This window comes from Microbacterium sp. UBA837 (genome assembly GCF_002296025.1).
In the GTDB taxonomy this organism is placed as follows: Bacteria; Actinomycetota; Actinomycetes; order Actinomycetales; family Microbacteriaceae; genus Microbacterium.
The window spans coordinates 1-14,973 of sequence record NZ_DBHD01000210.1 but is presented as its reverse complement, the minus strand read 5'-3'; the positions used below and the strand labels follow the sequence as shown (position 1 = coordinate 14,973).

General features: G+C 66.7%; 12 protein-coding genes and 1 pseudogene. 8 read left to right on the top strand and 5 right to left on the bottom strand.

Translation table 11 applies throughout. The features are described from left to right. The first annotated feature begins 34 nt into the window (after window positions 1–34). Together B3587_RS15150 and B3587_RS15145 are read left to right on the top strand one after the other, a co-directional pair. Complete coding sequence (locus B3587_RS15150; protein WP_374198004.1) at window positions 35–673, top strand: sigma-70 family RNA polymerase sigma factor; 639 nt, start codon at window positions 35–37, stop codon at window positions 671–673. Then, entirely contained in the window at window positions 670–948 is a 279-nt protein-coding gene (locus tag B3587_RS15145; RefSeq protein ID WP_228177606.1) for a zf-HC2 domain-containing protein, read from the top strand. The genes B3587_RS15150 and B3587_RS15145 overlap by 4 nt, the downstream gene beginning before the upstream one ends. Here the strand turns inward: B3587_RS15145 and B3587_RS15140 are convergent. Both B3587_RS15140 and B3587_RS15135 read right to left on the bottom strand, forming a co-directional pair. Next, window positions 945–1,838 carry a diacylglycerol kinase gene (locus tag B3587_RS15140; RefSeq protein ID WP_292730173.1) on the bottom strand — a complete coding sequence of 298 codons (894 nt, stop codon included), beginning with the start codon at window positions 1,836–1,838 and terminating at the stop codon, window positions 945–947. The genes B3587_RS15145 and B3587_RS15140 overlap by 4 nt on opposite strands. An 8-nt stretch (window positions 1,839–1,846) precedes the next feature. After that, on the bottom strand, window positions 1,847–5,539 hold the full coding sequence (locus B3587_RS15135) for a multifunctional oxoglutarate decarboxylase/oxoglutarate dehydrogenase thiamine pyrophosphate-binding subunit/dihydrolipoyllysine-residue succinyltransferase subunit (RefSeq protein WP_292730214.1): 3,693 nt from the start codon (window positions 5,537–5,539) through the stop codon (window positions 1,847–1,849). Between the two features lie 175 nt (window positions 5,540–5,714). Here B3587_RS15135 and B3587_RS15130 point away from each other — a divergent pair, with 175 nt between their 5' ends. Continuing rightward, the gene (locus tag B3587_RS15130; RefSeq protein ID WP_292730170.1) at window positions 5,715–7,169 is read left to right on the top strand and encodes a GuaB1 family IMP dehydrogenase-related protein; all 1,455 of its coding nucleotides are present in this window, start codon (window positions 5,715–5,717) and stop codon (window positions 7,167–7,169) included. Between the two features lie 141 nt (window positions 7,170–7,310). Here B3587_RS15130 and B3587_RS15125 read toward each other — a convergent pair whose 3' ends face one another. Then, window positions 7,311–8,264: a hypothetical protein gene (locus B3587_RS15125; RefSeq protein WP_292730167.1), complete on the bottom strand. Its 954-nt coding sequence runs from the start codon at window positions 8,262–8,264 to the stop codon at window positions 7,311–7,313. Between the two features lie 347 nt (window positions 8,265–8,611). Here B3587_RS15125 and B3587_RS15120 point away from each other — a divergent pair, with 347 nt between their 5' ends. Together B3587_RS15120 and B3587_RS15115 are read left to right on the top strand one after the other, a co-directional pair. After that, window positions 8,612–9,937, top strand: a complete 1,326-nt coding sequence (locus tag B3587_RS15120; protein ID WP_292730212.1) for a hemolysin family protein — start codon at window positions 8,612–8,614, stop codon at window positions 9,935–9,937. Beyond that, window positions 9,934–11,001 carry a hemolysin family protein gene (locus tag B3587_RS15115; protein ID WP_228177610.1) on the top strand — a complete coding sequence of 356 codons (1,068 nt, stop codon included), beginning with the start codon at window positions 9,934–9,936 and terminating at the stop codon, window positions 10,999–11,001. Before B3587_RS15120 ends, B3587_RS15115 begins: the two co-directional genes overlap by 4 nt. A 10-nt stretch (window positions 11,002–11,011) precedes the next feature. On the opposite strand, the gene B3587_RS15110 is transcribed toward B3587_RS15115, so the two are convergent. Further along, window positions 11,012–12,088 carry an NADH:flavin oxidoreductase/NADH oxidase gene (locus B3587_RS15110; RefSeq protein WP_292730163.1) on the bottom strand — a complete coding sequence of 359 codons (1,077 nt, stop codon included), beginning with the start codon at window positions 12,086–12,088 and terminating at the stop codon, window positions 11,012–11,014. 27 nt (window positions 12,089–12,115) lie between these two features. Here B3587_RS15110 and B3587_RS15105 point away from each other — a divergent pair, with 27 nt between their 5' ends. Genes B3587_RS15105 through B3587_RS15095 form a run of 3 tightly spaced genes read left to right on the top strand, consistent with a single transcriptional unit; the run spans window position 12,116 to window position 14,612 of the window. Beyond that, window positions 12,116–12,967 (top strand): ADP-dependent NAD(P)H-hydrate dehydratase, encoded by an 852-nt coding sequence (locus tag B3587_RS15105; RefSeq protein WP_292730161.1) that lies wholly within the window; start codon window positions 12,116–12,118, stop codon window positions 12,965–12,967. 56 nt (window positions 12,968–13,023) lie between these two features. Beyond that, entirely contained in the window at window positions 13,024–14,307 is a 1,284-nt protein-coding gene (locus B3587_RS15100; RefSeq protein WP_228177613.1) for a hypothetical protein, read from the top strand. Further along, complete coding sequence (locus B3587_RS15095; RefSeq protein ID WP_228177614.1) at window positions 14,304–14,612, top strand: thiamine-binding protein; 309 nt, start codon at window positions 14,304–14,306, stop codon at window positions 14,610–14,612. Before B3587_RS15100 ends, B3587_RS15095 begins: the two co-directional genes overlap by 4 nt. 17 nt (window positions 14,613–14,629) lie before the next feature. Here B3587_RS15095 and B3587_RS15090 read toward each other — a convergent pair. After that, window positions 14,630–14,973: pseudogene (locus tag B3587_RS15090) on the bottom strand (homoserine O-acetyltransferase); the annotation flags it as partial.

The following is a 14,973-nucleotide window of genomic DNA, read 5'->3' as shown; positions in this document are numbered from 1 at the left end:
GGTTCCTAGCCTAATGAGGGACGGAAGGAGCCCGATGACGATCGCTATGGCGCCGGACGTAGACTGGCGCGTGATGACTGATCAGGCCGAGGCGCCGGCCGACCCGCGCGCGCAGTTCGAAGAGCAGGCCCTGCCGTTCATGGACCAGCTCTACGCGGCTGCGATGCGAATGACACGGAACCCCGCGGATGCTGCAGACCTTGTGCAGGAGACCTTCGTCAAGGCGTACGCATCGTGGTCGAGCTTCACTCAGGGCACGAACCTGAAGGCGTGGCTTTACCGCATCCTGACCAACGCGTACATCAACACGTACCGCAAGAAGCAGCGTGAGCCGTACCAGAGCGCCATCGAGGATCTCGAAGACTGGCAGCTCGGCGGAGCGGAGTCCACGACATCGTCCCGCACGCGGTCGGCAGAAGCTGAAGCAATCGACCATATGCCGGCATCCGTCGTGAAGGACGCGCTGCAGTCGATTCCCGAGGACTTCCGGCTCGCGGTGTATCTCGCCGACGTCGAAGGCTTTGCGTATCAGGAGATCGCCGACATCATGAAAACCCCCATCGGCACCGTGATGAGCCGTCTGCACCGTGGCAGACGGATGCTGCGGGAGCTGCTGGCCGAATATGCGACCGAGCGGGGGATCTCGGTCGCCGTATCGAGGAGCGACACATGACCGATTGCGGTTGCGCCAAAGCCACGCGGGACTTGGAGGAGTACCTGCGCAACGAAGTGTGCAAGACCGAGCATGCCGACATCCGCGAGCACCTTGAGCACTGTCCGGCCTGCCGCGACGAAGCGCTCGTGGCCACGACGCTCACCGAGGCTGTTGCTCGGGCGTGCAAGGAGACTGCGCCCGAGGAGCTTCGCGATCAGGTCATGGCAAAGCTGCGCGCGGTACAGGCTGTGCACGACACAGAGCTGGCCTCGAAGGGTGCGTCGAGCGCTTAGTTCGCAGGCACGAAAACACGAAGCGCCCGGGGAACGACGTCGATCTGGACCGGCAGGGGCCCGATCGGGTCGCGGTCGGCGTAGGCGGTGACGCCCGGCGCGCTGAGGCGGATCATCCGAGCCCGGTACATGCTCACTTCGGGGACATCTCCGTGCGTTCCGCGGTAGACACGGGGGAGCAGTCGAAGAAAGCGCGCGCGATGGGTCGGGCGAACAAGGCCGACATCCAGTTCCCCATCGGCGGGATCTGCGCGAGGCGCGATCTGAACACCCCCGCCGTAGCTGGTCCCGTTGGCAACGGCTGCCATCAGGAGGGCGCCATCGTGCCGGGTCACGCTGCCCGCGGCATCCGTCAGTTCGATCTCGTATGCGAAGCTACGTAGCCCTACCAACTCTCGCAGAATGGCGATGGTGTATCGCGACGAGCCGCGAGGCCACCGCATCCGGTTGGCCCGGTCGTTGACACGCGAGTCGAAGCCGCTGGCCAGGACCGATCCGAAGTAGACCTCCGGCTCGCCGTGTCGACTGATGCGCGCGAGGTCGATATCGCGAGTCAGCCCGCCGACGATCGCGTCGGCAGCTTCGTCGGGGTGCAGCTCGCGGATGCCGAGCATGTCGGCCAGGTCGTTGCCCGTCCCCGCCGGGATGATGCCGAGAGGTGTCGTGCTGTGGGCCAGAACCTGCATCGCAAGGGACACCGTCCCGTCACCGCCAGCCACGGCTACGGCGTCAGTTCCGAGGCGCACCGCCTCGCGCAGCAACTCCGTCGACTCGACAGCGCTGCCACCGCTGATCAAGGTCGCGCGAATGCCGTGCTCGCGAAGTCGCTCGGCAGCCCTGGTCGCGATCGTGCCACCCGTTCCGGCTCGAGCCGCCGGATTGACCAGCACGGTGACGTTCAGAGGGTGAGCGCCTTCTGCATGATCTCCGCCTGCTCAGCGGCATGCACCTTGGGGGAACCCGTCGCGGTGGATGCCGCGGCAGCACGCGAGACCCGACGGATCGTGCGACCGTGCAGGTGCTTGACCACTTCGAGGGCGATGAAGGGCCACGCGCCCTGGTTCTCGGGCTCGTCCTGCACCCACACCAACTCGGCGTTCGGGTACTCGTCGATGACGCGGTTGAGGTGCTCGACCGGCGCGGGGTAGAACTGCTCCAACCGCACCAGGGCGATCTCAGGGTTGGGGTTCTTCTCGAGCTCCGACCGCAGATCCCAGTGGATCTTCCCGGCGTGGAGCAGGACCCGCTTGACAGCGCTCTTGTCGATCCCGCGATCATCGTCGAGCACCGGCTGGAACCGGCCTCCCACGAAGTCCTCGACGGGGCTTGTCGCACCACGAAGGCGCAACATCGCCTTCGGAGTGAACACGACGAGGGGCCGCCGCGGACGCGCGTACGCCTGACGGCGAAGCAGGTGGAAGTAGGAGGCCGGTGTCGATGGGCGCGCAACGATCATGTTGTCCTGGGCGCACATCTGCAGGTAGCGCTCGATGCGGGCCGACGAGTGATCGGGGCCCTGACCTTCGTATCCGTGCGGCAGCAGCAGGACGACGCTCGACTGCTGACCCCACTTCTGGTCAGCTGACGAGATGAACTCGTCGATCACGGACTGGGCCCCGTTCGCGAAGTCGCCGAACTGCGCTTCCCACAGCACGAGCGTGTCGGAGCGTTCGACGGAATATCCGTACTCGAAGCCCATCGCGGCGTACTCGCTGAGGAGCGAGTCGTAGATCCAGAACCTGCCCTGCGACTGCGACAGGTTCACCAGCGGCAGCCACTCCTGACCGTTCGCGCGGTCGTGGAACACGGCGTGACGCTGCACGAAGGTCCCTCGTCGCGAGTCCTGGCCGACCATGCGGACGTTCGTTCCCTCCACGAGGAGGGAGCCGAACGCGAGGAGCTCGCCGAACGCCCAGTCGATGCCGCCGTTGCGGCTCATGTCCTGGCGCTTGTCAAGCAGCTGCTGCAGCTTCTGATGCACCGTGAAGCCATCGGGTTTGTTGACGAACGCGTCTCCGATGAGTTGCACGACATCGCGCGAAACTCCCGTTGTCTCGGGTTCGCCGATCGTGTCGATCGAGCCGGTCATCGGGGCGCTCGCCACCTGAGAAGAACCGGTCTCGGCAGCATGCGTCTCGGCGAACGCCTGCTCCAGCCGATCCTGGAAGTCCTTCTTGGCCTGCTCGTACTGCTCTTCGGTGATGTCGCCGCGTCCCACGAGCGACTCGGTGTACAGGCGGCGCACCGACCGCTTCGCCTCGATGAGGTTCGTCATCAGTGGCTGGGTCATCGAGGGGTCGTCACCCTCGTTGTGTCCGCGGCGGCGATACACGACCAGGTCGATCACGACATCCCGGTGGAACCGCTCGCGGTAGGCGAAGGCGACCTGGGCGACTCGGACCACGGCCTCGGGGTCATCGCCATTGACGTGGAGGATGGGCGCCTGGATCGTCTTTGCGACATCCGTCGCGTAGACCGAGGTTCGGCCATCCTGCGGCAGCGTCGTGAAACCGACCTGGTTGTTGACCACGACATGCACGGTGCCGCCGGTCCGGTAGGCGCGCAACTGCGACATCTGCAGGGTCTCTACCACGACGCCCTGGCCGGCGAAGGCCGCGTCACCGTGGATGAGGATGGGCAACCACGAGAATGAACCCAGCGGCATCCGATCCTGCTTGGCCCGCGTGATTCCCTCAAGGACGCCATCGACGGTCTCGAGGTGCGACGGGTTGGCCGCCAAATACACCGGAAGCTCTTCACCGCCGTCAGCGACGAAGGTGCCCTCGGTCCCGAGGTGGTACTTCACGTCGCCGGAGCCACGCTTGGAACCGATCGCGACGCGTCCCTCGAACTCGCGGAAGACCTGTCCGTAGGTCTTGCCGGCAACGTTGGTCAGGACGTTCAGTCGCCCACGGTGCGCCATTCCGATCGTGGCTCCGTCGAGACCGGTTTCGGCTGCGCCCTGCAGGATCTCATCCAGGAGCGGAATGAGGGACTCGCCGCCCTCGAGGCTGAACCTCTTCTGGCCGACGTACTTGGTCTGCAAGAACGTCTCGAAAGCCTCGGCTTCGTTGAGCTTGCTGAGGATTCGTAGCTGCTCGTCGTGGCCCGGCTTGGTGTACTTGACCTCGAGGTTCTGCTGGAACCAGGCCCGCTGCTCCGGGTCCTGAATATGCATGTACTCGATGCCGATCGTGCGGCAATACGAATCACGGAGCACACCGAGAACCTCGCGCAGCTTCATCGTGCGCTTGCCCCCGAAGCCGTTGGTGACGAACTCTCGGTCGAGGTCCCAGAACGTGAGTCCGTGCGACTCGATCTCGAGGTCGGGGTGGGTGCGCTGCTTGTATTCGAGCGGGTCGATGTCGGCCATGAGGTGGCCGCGAACGCGGAAGCTGTTGATCAGCTCTTGAACGCGAGCGGTCTTGTCGATTCGCTCGGCGATGTCGACGTTGATGTCGGCATTCCAGTGGATCGGCGCATAGGGGATGCGCAGCTCCGCGAAGATGTCTTCGTAGAAGTGGCGCTCACCGATGAGCAACTCGTGGACCTTCTTGAGGAACTCTCCCGAGCCGGCACCCTGTATGACGCGGTGGTCGTACGTGCTCGTGAGGGTGATCGTCTTGCCGATCGCCAACTCGTTGAGGGTCTTCTCACTCGCGCCCTGGAACTCGGCTGGGTACTCGAGTGCGCCGGCGCCGACGATGCATCCCTGCCCCTTCATGAGGCGCGGGACCGAGTGCGCGGTACCGATGCCGCCGGGGTTGGTGAGCGAGATCGTCGTGTTCTGGAAGTCCGCCGCGGTGAGCTTGTTCTTGCGGGCGCGGGAGACCAGGTCTTCGTAGGCAGCCAGGTACTCGGCGAAAGTGAGGGTGTCGGCGTGCTTGATGCTTGGCACAAGCAGTGCCCGCGTGCCGTCGGGCTTCGGGAGGTCGATCGCGATACCGAGGTTCACATGGGCTGGCGCGACAACTGACGGCTTGCCGTCGATCTCTGCGTAGAACACGTTTTGGCTGGGGAACTCGGTGAGAGCGCGGATGATCGCCCACCCGATGAGGTGCGTGAAGCTCACCTTTCCGCCGCGGGTGCGCGCCATGTGATTGTTGATCACGATCCGGTTGTCGATCATGAGCTTGGCGGGGACGGTGCGCACGCTCGTCGCGGTGGGAACAGTGAGCGACTCATCCATGTTCGCCGCGAGAGTCTTCGGCATCCCCTTGAGGACCGTCACCGTGTCCTCGGACGGCAAGTCGTCGGATGCGGTGCGCGCGGTGTCGGGGGCCTGCGCCGGAATCGGTTGGGCGGAGGCAGGCCGTGCCGTCGTGCGCGCTACGGGCTGCGAGCCGATCACGGGCGTGGGTGCGGTCACCGGATGCGCATCGTTCGACGACGGCTTCGCAGCTGCGCGCTCTTCGGAGGGCTTGGCGCCGTTCTCGGCTGCGGAGTGGTAGGCCTCAAGTACCGGCCACCAGGCCTTATCTACGGAGTTGCGGTCTTGCCGGAACTGTTCGTAGAGCTCTTCAACGAGCCACTCGTTGGCACCGAACTCACTTTCGTTCGACACTCCGACGCCGGTCACCTGACTCGACACGTTAGATCGCCCGCTTTCGTCACGATTGTCGTCGCGGACCATCGTCGTCGCGCCCGCGTCGTTCAACAGTCCAGCGTAGTCCGTCTGAACACCCCGGCAGGCCATCCGAACCCTGGGCTGCGCCGCGAATTGGTCACGATTCCGCTGAGATCATTGACCGGTACGCTTGGCGCACATGGAGTTCTACGGTGATGCGCCGGCCTTCGACCTGACCTACTCGGACGTCTTCCTCGTTCCTCGCCGATCGGGGGTGGGCAGCCGACTCGAGGTGGACCTGTCACCGCGGGATGGAACCGCGGCCACCGTCCCGCTGGTCTCGGCGAACATGAACTCGGTCACGGGTGCGCGCCTTGCCGCGACGCTCGCGCGCCGGGGCGGTCTCGGCGTTCTTCCGCAGGACCTGCCTCTGCAGGAGCTGGACGCCGCGATCCGCTGGGTCAAGGACCAGCCCGCTGCCTGGGACACCCCGCTGGTGCTTCCCCCCGACGCGACGGTTGCCGACGCAACGACGCTGCTTCCCCCGACGGAGGGCTACGGCGTGATCGTCGCGCAGCCCGCCGACCGTCTCATGATCGAAGACGTTCAGGGCATCGTCACCGCTGTCCGACTCGGATCTGCCCTCCCTGACGCTCGGCTGGGCGATCTCGCCCGTGGACGACCCGCGTCGGTGGACGCTGATGACATCGAGTCGGCTCGGCACGCGTTCGACGTGATCGTCGCCGCCGACGCCGAGATCGTCTGCGTCGTGCACCACGGACAGGTCGTCGGCACGCTCTCGCGTCGGAGTGCCCTGCGGGCGACGCTGTACCGGCCCGCCGTTGACCGAGACGGTCGCCTGATCGTCGCGGCAGCCGTGGGAATCAACGGGGACGTCGCGGGCAAGGCTCGAGCGCTCGTGGCCGCGGGTGTCGATGTTCTCGTCCTCGATACCGCGCACGGACATCAAGAGGGGATGCTGGCGGCGCTGCGAACAGTGTCGGCTCTCGATCTCGGTGTTCCGCTCGTGGCGGGCAACGTGGTCACCAGCGCCGGCGTCGACGACCTGGTTGCGGCCGGTGCAAACATCATCAAGGTCGGTGTCGGACCGGGGGCGATGTGCACGACGCGCATGATGACCGCCGTGGGGCGACCGCAGTTCTCGGCTGTCCACGAGACTGCGCTCGCCGCTCGCACCGCCGGTGCTCACGTGTGGGCTGACGGCGGAGTGCGCTACCCGCGCGACGTCGCCCTCGCGCTGGCAGCCGGCGCGGCATCCGTCATGATCGGTTCGTGGTTCGCCGGGACGATCGAAGCTCCCGGGTCGCTGCAGCGCGACGCTGCCGGCAACCTCTACAAGGAATCGTGGGGGATGGCCTCGACGAAGGCGGTCCAGGCCCGATTCGGTCGCCTGGATGCCTACGAGCGGGCCCGTAAGGAACTGTTCGCCGAGGGGATCTCGTCATCGAAGATCTACCTCGACCCGCAGCGTCCCGGCCTCGAGGACCTCATCGACATGATCACCTCGGGTGTGCGCTCGTCGTTCACCTACGCCGGCGCCGCCTCGGTCCCCGAGTTCCACGAGCGGGCCCTCGTCGGCCTGCAGTCCGCTGCCGGCTATGAAGAGGGGAAGGCGCTCCCGGTCAGCTGGTGATGTTCGTCGTCCGGTGATCCCTCGAGTGCGGCAGAAATGTGCAGCTGCGGCGGATAGAAGCACAGCGGCTGCACACAACTACCGCATACGGATGCCGGCAGCCAGCGAACACGCGTGCGTGCTCCGCTCGGCGGCGAGCGGTCAGGGGCGCGGCAGTGCGCTGCGCAGTCCGTCGCCCGTGAGGATGTCGTAGAGGCGACGCGGACGCTCAACATCCGTGCGGTCCCACCGCGAGAATCCACGCACTTCACGTCGAATCTCGTTCTCCCGGTTCTTCTCGTCGATCACCGCGTCGGCTGCATCGTGACCTGGGCGACGGAGCGCGGCATCCCGGTACTTCCCTTCGCCGTCGAACTCGCCCCAATGATCAGCCTCGGGAAAGTAGAAGTCCGCGAACACGAGTCTTCCGGTCCGCAACATGCGCCGCTCTTGCAGCCGGGGTCGAGGGAACCCCAGGCGCGCGAGCTCGACCCGGCAGTGAGATTCGCGAACGTTCGCCGCTCCGCGTTCCGCGAACGACAGCACCCGTAGAGCTCGGACCTGTCCGCGGTGGTGCGCATCGCGAGTCCACAGCTCGTGAATGGTGTCGATGTCGGTGAGTTCTCCACCCGGCCGATCCGCCCAGATCGCTTGATCGACGCTGGCGACGGCGGGAAGAAACCGAAGCGAGCGGGCGAGATCAAGCGCGGTCTGTGCCGGCGTCGTGATCATGTGACGACCGAACGGCATCACCTCGAGCGTCCGCCGGTCGCGGGTGTGGCGGCGAACGACGCCGCTGGAGCGCCCGCCCGTTGCAGGCCCGCAGGTCACATCGACGGCCGCTGGCCAGGGATCCAACATGTCGATGCCGTGCTCCGCTGCCGCCGCCGCGTACGAGATGACGGCGCCGGGCTCAAGACGACGCGCGACTTCGTGAACACGCACGCGGTGGCGCTCGAGTGGGGCGAGCATGAGCCAGTGATCGGAGCGGACAAACGCCCCGGGTGCGACCTTCACCCAGGTGCCCTCGTCCAGGGCGCGCCGCAGGCGACGATTATCCAACGGTTCCATCCGCTCGGAACGGCGGATCGTGTCGATCTCGGGCAGTGGGCGCACGACAGCATCCTCGGATCGCGGGGCGCGCGTCATCCTCGCGGGCAGTGCGGAGGTGGATGCGCGCCCGAACGCTCGCGTAGGGGAGGAGACCCGGTCCTGTGTAAGGTGGCAGCGCACGGGGTGGGTCGGGCACGCGTGTCTGGTCAGTGCTGCAGTTTCGTGCGGATGCTGCGCACAGATGCGCCGCCCGTGCGCAGAAGTGCCGCACATGTGGGGATCAGACAGGTGCGTGCCGATGCCGTCCGGGTGTGGACGTTCGGCGGGTAGACTCGTCTCACGATGGACGACCCTCCGAGTTGCCGACGATCGCCCCACCGACCCGCACCCCAGACCGGGGGTGATGCGTGATGGAGTTCATCATGCTGGGGGTGGGGCTTCTGCTCACGATCGGCACGGGACTGTTCGTCGCCAGCGAGTTCGCGCTGGTCAACCTTGATCGCGCCGACCTCGAAGCGCGCCAGGCAGCGGGGGAGACGCGCCTTTCGCTGACGATCAGCGCGCTGAAGATCACCTCGACACACCTCTCCAGCGCCCAGTTGGGCATTACGCTGACAACGCTGCTCACCGGTTACACCATGGAGCCGGCGATCTCGAGTCTGCTACGCCCGGTCTTCACTGGGTGGGGCTGGCCGGATGCCGTCATCAGCCCGCTCGCCGCCATCATCGGTGTGGCGATCGCGACGATCTTCTCGATGGTGATCGGCGAACTCGTACCGAAGAACTTCGCCTTGGCCGTGCCCCGGCAGACGGCGAAACTCGTCGTGCCGTTTCAGACCGCGTTCACTACCGTCTTCCGGCCGGCGATCGTCGTGCTCAACGGGAGCGCCAACGCGTTTCTTCGCGCCGTAGGCGTCGAACCGAAGGAAGAGCTCTCGGGTGCGCGCTCGGCGGAGGAACTGTCGAGCCTCGTGCGCCGCTCGGCCAACGCCGGCGTCCTCGAGCAGGACACCGCGTCGCTGCTCGACCGTTCCCTCACCTTCGCGCGCCTGACCGCCGCCGATGTCATGACGCCGCGGCCGAGCGTTCACGCGCTCGCCGCTGACGACTCCGTCGAGGACGTCATCCAGCTCGCACGCTCGACCGGTCACAGCCGCTTTCCCGTGTACGAGGAGTCAATGGATGACATCGTCGGGATCGCTCACCTGAAGGCCGCGGTGGGAGTGCCGCGCGGCAAGCGCGGAACCGTTCCGGTGGGGGCGATCGCGACCGAGCCGCTGCGTGTCCCCGAAGCGGTCCATCTTGACGCGCTCCTGGCCGAGCTTCGTTCGCGCGGATACCAGATGGCTATCGTCGTCGACGAGTACGGCGGTACAGCCGGCGTCGTCACCCTCGAGGACCTCGTCGAGGAGATCGTCGGTGAAGTCCTCGACGAGCACGACCGGCGCCGCACCGACATCGTGCGCATCGACCGGGATGTCGTGTTCCCCGGTGAGCTGCGGCCCGACGAGGTTCTCGATAGGGTCGGCATCCGCATCCCCGTCGGCGACGTGTACGACACCGTCGGTGGCTACCTCATGAGCGAACTCGAGCGGATCCCGGTCGTCGGAGACACCGTCGAGCTCGAGGAGGGGACCCTTTCGGTGGAGCGGATGGCAGGCAGGCGCGTCGACCGGGTTCGGTTCGTTCCCGCCGCGCTTCCCGGTGAGGATGCCGACGAGGAGGTGTCCTCGTGAGCGACTGGGCAGGCCTGGCATGGCTGGTCGTCCTGTTGGTGGCCAATGCCTTCTTTGTCGGTGCGGAGTTCGCTGTCATCTCGGCACGCAGATCGCAGATCGAACCTCTGGCCGAGCGCGGCTCACGCGCCGCCAAGACATCGCTCTACGCGATGGAGCACGCGACGCTCATGCTCGCGACCTCGCAGCTGGGGATCACGATCTGTTCGCTGTTGATCCTGAACGTCTCGGAGCCGGCGATTCACCACCTCTTGGCGGTGCCGCTCGAACTCACCGGGCTGAGCTATGCGGTAGTCGACGTCATCGCCTTCGTGATCGCCCTCGTCCTGGTGTCTTACCTGCATGTCGTGTTCGGCGAGATGGTGCCGAAGAACCTCGCGTTCTCGGTGCCCGATCGCGCGGTTCTGATGCTCGCGCCGCCGCTGGTGTGGGTGTCGAAGGTCTTCCACCCGGTGATCGTTACGCTCAACTGGATCGCGAACCACGTCGTGCGGTTGTTCCGGGTCGAGCCGAAGAACGAAGCGACCTCGACCTACACGCTTGAGGAAGTCGCGACGATCGTCGCCCAGTCTCGTATGGAGGGAGTGCTCGAGGACACGGCAGGAACGGTCGCCGCAGTGGTTGAGTTCACCGAGAAGAAGGCGCGCGATATCGCGGTGCCGCTCGCAGATCTGCTGACGCTACCGCAGAACACGACGCCGAAGCAGATCGAGCGCGCCGTCGCCAAGAACGGGTTCTCGCGGTACGTCATCGTGGACCCCGCCGGTGTCCCGCTCGGCTACGTCCACCTGAAAGACATCCTGCGTGCTGCCGAGGGCGAGGGCGCCGCGACCGACGTCGTGAGGCCGATCGATCCGGCCCGCATCCACCACATGGTGCCGGTGACCGAGAACACCGACCTCGAGGATGCGCTTGCGCTCATGCGCGAGCAGGGACGACACCTGGCTCAGGTTCGGGATGCCGGCGGCACCATCACCGGCGTCCTTTTCCTCGAGGATGTCATCGAGGAACTCGTCGGCGAGGTGCAGGATGCCACGCGCCGCGGCTGGCGGAACGAGCGGTAGCGGTTCGCGCTCACCTCGTCCGCGTCAGGCGGGCTCGCTCGTATTGCGCCGGCCAATAGTCGATGTCGACGTCGAGTTCGGTCGCGGCGCGAAGGGCGAAGTGGGGATCGCGAAGCCACTCGCGCGCCGCCATGACGGCGTCGGCTGCGCCCGAGGCGAGAACCTCCTCGGCCTGCGCGCCCGTCGTGATCATGCCCACGGCGCTCACAGGGACCCCCGCGAGCTCGCGCACCTCGCGCGCGAACGGCACCTGATAGCCGGGCCCGGCGATGACCTGCTGGTGGGCGACGAGGCCGCCGCTGGAAATGTCGATGAACACGGCACCGCGCTGAGCAGCCCACGCGGCGACAGTTGCCGTGTCTGCCACGCCCCAGCCCCCTTCGGCCCAGTCCGTGGCAGAGAACCGCACCATTACCGGGGTGGTGGGCGCGGCGACGCGGACCGCGTCGATCACCTCGAGCAGCAGGCGGGCGCGGTTCTCGAGCGAGCCGCCGTATGAGTCGGTTCGCTGATTCGACAGGGGCGAGAGGAACTCGTGGAGCAGGTAGCCGTGCGCGGCGTGCACCTCCAGTACATCAAAGCCCGCCTCGACGCTGCGACGGGCCGCATCGGCGAAATCCTTGACGACCCGCGCGATTCCGTCGGCATCCATCTCCTGCGGAACGGCGTAGCCGTCGTAGGCGATCGCTGAGGGTGCCAGCGCCTGCCATCCGCCGTCGGCTATCGGCACCGAGCCGCGGCCTGCCTTCAGGGGCGACCACGTCGACGCTTTCCGACCTGCATGCGCGAGCTGGATGGCGGCAAGAGCTCCGCGAGAGCGGATCTCGGAAGCGATCGGTGCCCAGGCGTCACGCTGCTGGTCGTTCCAGATCCCGGTGTCGTCGGGGCTGATCCGCCCCTCCGGGCTCACGGCCGTCGCCTCGGTCATCACCAGACCCGCGCCTCCGCTCGCGAACGAGCTGAGGTGGGTCAGATGCCACGTGTTCGGCATCCCGTCTGTCGAGCTGTACTGGCACATCGGAGCTACCCACAGGCGGTTGCGGGCCCGCAGCGAACCGATCTCGACAGGGGTGAACAGCAGACTCATCGATTCTCCAGAGGTAGGGTTGCTCGCATGTTGCGGTCATGGGGGGCAGATGACGCGCGACGCGTCCTGGGGAGACCAACCGCGGGCGACGACAAGTATTCCCGCGGGGTCGTGGGGCTTCGCACCGGGTCGCAGCAATTCCCCGGCGCCGCCGTGCTCGGGGTCGAGGGCGCCTGGCGCACCGGCATCGGCATGGTTCGCTACCTTGGACCGTCGCGGGCCACACGGCTCGTGCTGGCACGGCGTCCGGAAACCGTGACGGCAGAGGGGCGCGTGCAGGCCTGGGTCATCGGGTCGGGCACCAGCGTCGAAGCCCGCGCGGATGCCGAGACGCGCGCGGTGCGCAACATTCTCGACGGGTCAGATCCCGTCGTCGTCGACGCAGGCGCGCTTGATCTCGCGGCATCGGCGACAGCGCCGGCGGTGATCACACCGCACGCCGGTGAGCATGCGAAGCTCCGCTCCGCGCTCGGGCTCGACCCGGATGACGCCCGGAGCGCCACCAGCGCGGCAGAGACCGCAGCCACGCTCGGAGCAGTTGTGCTGCTGAAGGGGGCCACGACCGTCGTGGCATCGCCGGAGGGTTGGGAGTGCGCGATCGAGGCCCCGACGTCGTGGCTCGCAACAGCCGGGACCGGAGACGTTCTCGCGGGGATTCTCGGCTCGGTCACGGCCGGAGCCGCTGCGCGGCGCGCGTCGGTGTCACTTGCCGCATGTGCGGCGACCGCGGCCTGGCTGCACGGTCAGGCCGCCCGTGCAGCGTCGGAGTCGGTTGCTGGCGGACCGATCACGGCGTTGGATGTCGCAGAGCACCTCCCGCCCGTGGTCGGGCACCTTTTGGCGAGCGCCGAAGCACCCACGGTGCTCAGCGAATCGTGATCACCACGACCAGCCTTGTGACAGGGTAGGCCCCGCCTCTTCCGTAGGATGGTGCCGTGGCACGTCGGGGTTGGATGTGGGTGGCGTTCGCCCTGGTACACGGTTTCGTCGCGGTGGCGGGCTATCAGCTCCCGCACGCACCGATGGGTGATGTGTACCTGGTGTACGAGCCCTGGTCGGGCTGCGCCCTCGGCATGATGGACTATTGCGGGCCGGCCGGGCGGCAGATCGTGGGAATCACGGAGCCGTGGGTCTACCCGGCCCTAGCGCTCGTGCCCATGCTCGCGGCGTGGCTGTTCGAGGCCGCGGTGTCGTACACGCCGGCCTGGGCGATCGTCGTGACGCTCGTCGATGCCGTCGCGTTCGCCGTGCTCCTCGGTGATGCGCGTTCCCGTGGCCGGGCGATTGCCGCCGCGTTCTGGCTCACGTTCATGGTCGCGCTCGGCCCGGTCGGCATGTACCGCCTCGAAGGAATCACGGTGCCCCTGGCGATCATGGGATGCCTGTGGCTCATTCGTCGGCCGTGGCTCGGATCGGCGCTGCTTGCTGCAGGCACCTGGATCAAGGTGTGGCCCGCCGCTCTGTTGGCTGCGGCCGTCGTGGCGGTGCGACGTCGCCTGGCCATCGTCGGTGGTGCGCTCATCGTGTCGGCGGCCACCATCGCGGTGGTACTCGCTCTCGGGGGCGGACGGTATCTCTTCGGATTCATCACCGACCAGACCGGCAGAGGCCTTCAGATCGAGGCACCGGTCTCGGCGCCATACATGTGGTTCGCGGCACTGGATGTTCTGGATTCGAGGGTCTACTACGCCAGCGACCTGCTCACCTTCCAGGTCAGCGGCCCCGGCGTGAACGAGGTGATCGCCGTCATGACGCCGCTGCTTGCGGCATCCGTGCTGGCGCTCCTGCTCCTCGGACTGTGGGGCGTTCGCCGCGGGGCGCCCGTCGTCCGCCTCTACCCCGCACTGGCCTTCGCGCTCGTGCTCGCCCTCATCGTCGTCAACAAGGTCGGCTCGCCCCAATACATGACATGGATCGTCGCGCCGATCGTCCTCGGGCTCGTCATCGACCGCGCTACGTGGCTGCGCCCCGCGGCGTTTGCCATCGCGACGGGCCTGCTGACTCAGATCGTCTACCCGATCTTCTACAACTTCCTCATGACGGACCATCCAGCCCCGGGGGTCGTCGCCTTGCTCACGGTGCGAAACCTCGCCCTCGTGGTGATGTTCGTCTGGTCGGTCATCCACCTGGTGCGCGTCGCCCGCAACCCCGAGTCCGGTGCAGGCCGATTGGCATCACACAAACGTCCTGCATCCGTCATCGAAAGGTCTCCCTCATGATTGTTGCCTTCTCCGTCGCGCCCAGCGGCACAGGCCGCGCCGACGGCTCGGTTCACGATGCCGTGGCCGCAGCAGTGCGGATCGTTCGCGAATCGGGTCTGCCGCACCGCACCTCATCGATGTTCACCGAGATCGAAGGCGAGTGGGATGAGGTGTTCGCGGTCGTGAAGGCTGCGACCGAGGCTGTCGGCGCGTACGGTTCCCGAGTCTCGCTCGTGCTCAAGGCCGACATCCGTCCCGGCTACACCGGCGAACTCGACGGAAAGCTTGAGCGCCTCGAGCAAGCCCTCAGCGACGAGTCCTGACACCGCAGACTGCGCCGTCAGCTCTCCAGGAGCCGGCGCAGGTGGACGCTCACAATAGGCGTCTCGATGAGGAAGCCGTCGTGGCCGAAGTCGCTCGAGATGACCGCTGCCTGATCGCCATCGAGGCTCGTGCGGATGCCGCGCGCGATGCGATGCTGACCCTCGATGGGGAATAGTCGATCGCTGTCGATTCCGACCACGAGGGCTGTAGCAGTCACGCGGGCTAGCGCATCCTCGATGCCGCCGCGGTCCCTGCCCACGTCGTGCGAGTTCATCGCCTCCACGAGGGTGATGTAGGTGTTGGCGTCAAAACGGCGGGGGAAGCGGGTGCCGTGGGAAACGAGGGACGACTCGACGGCGA